Source organism: Komagataeibacter kakiaceti JCM 25156, assembly GCF_000613305.1.
In genome coordinates, this window is the sequence record NZ_BAIO01000161.1 from 1 (window position 1) to 4658 (window position 4658).

At 55.9% G+C, this 4658-nt stretch carries 3 protein-coding genes and 3 pseudogenes; all 6 read right to left on the reverse strand.

Annotated elements, in window-relative coordinates; all coding sequences use genetic code 11:
• Positions 1-1279: autotransporter outer membrane beta-barrel domain-containing protein (locus JCM25156_RS28825; protein WP_199898850.1), on the reverse strand; the 1279-nt coding region annotated here is incomplete at its 3' end.
• A gap of 364 nt (positions 1280-1643) precedes the next feature.
• A pseudogene (locus JCM25156_RS31015) lies at positions 1644-1811 on the reverse strand (transposase); the annotation flags it as partial.
• Positions 1812-1819: 8 nt separating this feature from the next.
• A pseudogene (locus tag JCM25156_RS23155) lies at positions 1820-2487 on the reverse strand (DUF6118 family protein).
• A 197-nt stretch (positions 2488-2684) separates the two neighbouring features.
• Positions 2685-3008, reverse strand: a complete 324-nt coding sequence (locus JCM25156_RS09580) for a type II toxin-antitoxin system YafQ family toxin (RefSeq protein WP_025812898.1) — start codon at positions 3006-3008, stop codon at positions 2685-2687.
• Complete coding sequence (locus tag JCM25156_RS09585; protein WP_025812900.1) at positions 2950-3252, reverse strand: type II toxin-antitoxin system RelB/DinJ family antitoxin; 303 nt, start codon at positions 3250-3252, stop codon at positions 2950-2952. The genes JCM25156_RS09580 and JCM25156_RS09585 overlap by 59 nt, the downstream gene beginning before the upstream one ends.
• 85 nt (positions 3253-3337) lie before the next feature.
• Positions 3338-4658 (reverse strand): annotated as a pseudogene (locus JCM25156_RS23160) (Ti-type conjugative transfer relaxase TraA); the annotation flags it as partial.

Here is a 4658-nt window from a genome sequence, read left to right on the forward strand (position 1 = left end):
GAATTGCAGAACTGTCGGAAATGCTACCTGTCGTCCCACCATCACCCAACTGCAGTGTGCCCGCACTAATGGTAGTAGCACCTGTATAGGTATTGTCAGCCGCAAGCGACACAGTCTGCGACCCAGTTTTGGTAAGCGTACCCTGCCCCGTTATCGTATTCCCTAGGTTTCCGGCTACGGTTTCCTGATCTAGGATCAGTCCGGCATCGGAATTAACGGTGATATTGCCAGCACTTGCACCAAAGCTGTCAGCAGCTCCGGTCAGAGTTCCGGACTGAATTTCCGTACCACCAGAATAATCGTTGTCACCTGTAAGGATAACGTTACCGGTTCCTTTCTGGACAATATTACCTGTTCCTGAAATATCCCCCCCGAAAGTCAAATCGGCATCTGATCTATCAAACGCCAGCGTGCCATTATCAACCGTATTTCCACTGATCCCACCGGTTGTTCCCCCGTTGCCTAATTGAAGGGTACCGGTGGGATTAATGGCAATGGAAGCACCGCTGACTGCCGAACTACCATCTAGGACCAGTGTACCCCCATTTACATTCACGCCTATTGTCGGACTGAGATTGGACATTGGGTTTTCAATAACCCAAGTTCCAGAACCTGACTTCGTAAGTGTGCCAAAATTGGTCACTGTGCCCTGTAGAGTATCCGAACCTGTATTACCAGTCAGATCAAGAGATGCCTTGTTACCCCCACCACTGACGTTCCCATTGACTGTAGAACCATTATATAGGGTAACGGTATTTTCCTGACCGGAACCCAAATCAATATTTCCATTAACAGTAACGCCAGATTCATTAACAAAATTAATCGTGCTTGCAGATGAGTTTCCTATTACAACTCCGTTACCTGCAGAAATAGTACCATAATTGTTTATAGTATTTGGTATACTTTTAGTTTCTGAATCAGTACCCTGAAACCACATAGCTGAACTGGTTTTTGTCTGTATAATACCATAATTGTTTATGGTATTATTGCCGCCTGTCGGGTTTATTGCCTCTGCCATGCCTGAACCGCCAGACTGAACGACACTACCAGTTTCACTAATATTAACTGTCGTATTTCCACCGAATTCTATGACATTTGGTCCATAGCCATATGGACCATTTCCTTGTCCGGCCCCTATTACAGACCCATCAACATTGATAACGTTCGGTGCCGCAGAAGTACCAGATCCCATACTGATCGCAACACCCGGCGTACTGACGGTAGAACCCGATGAAATATCCAAAGTTGTAATTGAACTACCCGCTCCGGTACCAATCATACTGGCCGTCGCACCAGAACAAGTCACCGTTCCCGAATTACCACTACAATCAGCATAAGATTTATACGGTCCCATAATTGCTAGGCAAGTTGCTGAGAGCAGCCACAATTTTAACTTGTTAGTGGATTTATACCTACCAAAAACAGTAAACCTACGGGACATTAACTCATCTCTCTATTCAACATCTGATGCGGGGAATCTGCCAAGAAATTATTGGAATATATTCACACCATAAAAATTATTGAAATTTAACAGGGTAAATCATGACATAGCCATCCTTAATATAAACCTCAAGTAGGTATATGACATCTATATTCCAGACAAACATGGTGCCGGATTTTCGGACTGGCCGACGCTGTTGCCTCGACTTCCCGGAAAAGATACCCGCCATCCCCTCGATCGCTTGATGTTTCCATTGGGCGATCATCGTCTGATGCACGCCGTACTTCGATGCCAGCTCTGCCAGCGTCAGTTCGCCACAGATCGCTTCCAGAGCCACTCGCCCCCGTTTAAGATGGTTTGGGGGATGCATTTTCCTAGCTATGATCCATCCGGACGGATGGTCAGGACACAGTGCTGGTCCACTTTCGTCTCGTTAGCTGTTTTCTGGCAGGCGGCGATCCGGTCCTGACTGGCGTCCACAAGCCGGTTGGCCCGGACTATATGCCGCAGGCTTTCGGGATTGTCGGCCTCCATCATCTGCACCCCGGACTCCCACCGATCCTGTCCGCCCACGATAAAGGAGGCCACGCGCGTCCCCAGTGACGACGGCAGGAGATAGGTCAGGACAGGTGAGAACCCGATCCCGACAGCTAGACAGGCCAGCCCGACCTTCAGCACCCACCAGCTCTGCTGGTCCCGGGTGCGCGCCTGCCCGACAATATCGGTCAGTTGCTGCCGCTCCACCTGAACCGCACGGATCGCGGTATGAAAGGCGGCCTGCATGTCCTGACTGACGGAAAGCCCTGCCTGGCGTACCCCCTGCCATAGGCCTGCGGCGTCATTTTCAGGGTCGGACTGGCCTCGATCGCCTTCATGCGCGCGCCCACGTCGTTCAGGGCCTTGACCAGTCTGGCCAGGTCCGGCGTGTAGTCAGGCGGTCGGTTGTCCCGCCATGCCTGGGGCAGCGCTTCCACACTGCGCCGGAGCACCGTCATTTCGGCGCACAGATCCTCAAAGGCACGGGCTGCCGGATCCGTCTCGCTCATGATGGAACCATCCCCTCATCCAGATTCAGTTTTCCGGCACGTCCAGACGATCATCATCTGATCTGTCCCTTGGTGCCGATCCGCTCCAGAAGTGCTTTGGCATGAGCTGGCGTGGTCCGTGCCGCCCGTTCGGAAAAATACCGTTCCACCTCACTCTGAATTACCATCATTGCGGGCATGACAGAATCCTTATGCTTTCAGTTCTCGAACAGATCAGCATGAGAACCGGTCCTGACAAACACGATCTTTTCTTCGTCCTTCTGATAGATCAGCAGAAAGTCGCCTCCAACATGGCATTCCTGGTGATCGGCCCAATCCCCCTTTAGGGGATGATCGAGCCATTCCGCACCCAGAGGGCCTTCATTGGCGATCAGAAGCAGCATGACTACCTTCAGACGCGCCATATTGTATTTTCCGGAGCGCGACAGACGCTGGAAGTCTTTCTCAAACTGCTTCGTGTAATCAGATCGAAGCGGCAGTCTTACTTTTTTTCTTTTTGGAACTGCTTTCCCCGAGGGCATCAAACATCTCCTGTGCGTTCTCGAAACCACGCGTCTTGTCTTTCAGGAGCATCCGCCCTTCTTCCATCGCTGCAATGGTCGCTGCATTAGGCACGACAAGATCAACAGGAAGGGCCTTTTCGCGTGCGATCCGCGTCAACAGCATACGCACGACATCGGAGACCGTCAGACCGATGGCGTCCAGAACAACAGATGCCTCTTCCTTCAGGGTTTCATCAATACGGGCGCGAACAAATCCGCTCATGTCGGAATCCTCACTAATTCTCCGGAAGTTATCTATCCAGACACACATTACGTAGCTCAATTGAGCTACATAATCCAGAAAAATCCTACATCCCCATATCCATATCCCGTCCCCTGGAACGCGACAGCGAGCGCGTGCGCTGCGGCTGCAATCCATGATCGAGCGTCGATCCCTTCCGGACGCCCAGTTCATGTCCCTTCCGCCGCAGGAGGGACTCAAGCGGCGCGTCCCGCTTCAATTCCTTGAGCGCCACACCCTGCTGCTCGCGGCTCAGCCCGTCCCACGCCTTCACGAACCGCGCTGCCCGCAACTCAGGGGAATGCCGCACCTTGTCCTCGTGTTCCAGCCCCTCGACCAGCCTGCGCGCCCGTGCCGGTCCTTCCAGCCCGTACAGGGCCTGCCGGATCCCCGGCTCATGCTTCACGGCGGTTTCCAGAGCGATCACCGCCCCGGGCCGTAGCCGTTCCAAGACCGTGCTGGCGTCAAGCATGCCTTCTTCTGGTGCTCCAGCACCGGCAGGTCCTGCTCCACCATGCGCCCGATGTCCCGCACCGCCCGCGCATACTGCTCCACCGCCTGGTGGTGCGGATCACCACCCGGCACAAACCCACCCAGCCCGGCCGGCACCTGCGCGCGCTGCACACGCGGCAGCCGCAACCCGGCAAAGGGAGAGGCGGGAGCCTCACGCTCAACCCCACTTTCCCCCTTGCCGGCCCCGGCATCCATCCCGGCCGACACGTCTTTGTCCGCCGTCCGGCCACGCCCCCGCACGGACAGCTCCAGCCGTCGAACATCCCGCGCTTCCGCTGTGCCGGTGCCGGATCTGGCGTACGGACAGCTTCGGCCTGGCTGTCCTTCTGGGGGCCAGAGGCAGCCTTGCCGCGCTCCACCACGATCTCGCTCTCGGGGACATGCACCCCGCGTCGCTGCGCAAACCCGATATCCCGACCCTGGACCTGCGGGTAATCCAGCGTGGTATCCTTCAGCCTCTCGCGCGACAGCCGCTTCACCAGACCGTCCCGGTCACCCACATCATCCCGGCCCCAATGGATAGACACGCTCTCCCGATGGCGTGACAGCGCCACATAGGCCCCGTGCCGGTCCATGCTCCCCGTCGCCAGCACATGCGCCCGATCCACCGTCACACCCTGCGATTTGTGGATGGTAGCCGCATAACCATGATCCAGCGCGTCATAATCCGCCACCGATACGGACACGAGCCGGCCACGCCCGGTCCCACCCGGCCCGTCGAGCTGCACCGACAGCACGAGATCCCCGGCCTCGACCGACCCCGTGATGCCCCGCACCGTACCCAGCGTACCGTTCTTCACCCCCAGCTCCCGGTCATTGCGCAGGAAGTAGACCCGCTCCCCGTCGGCAAACACCCGCTCGCCCTGGGCGGTCGG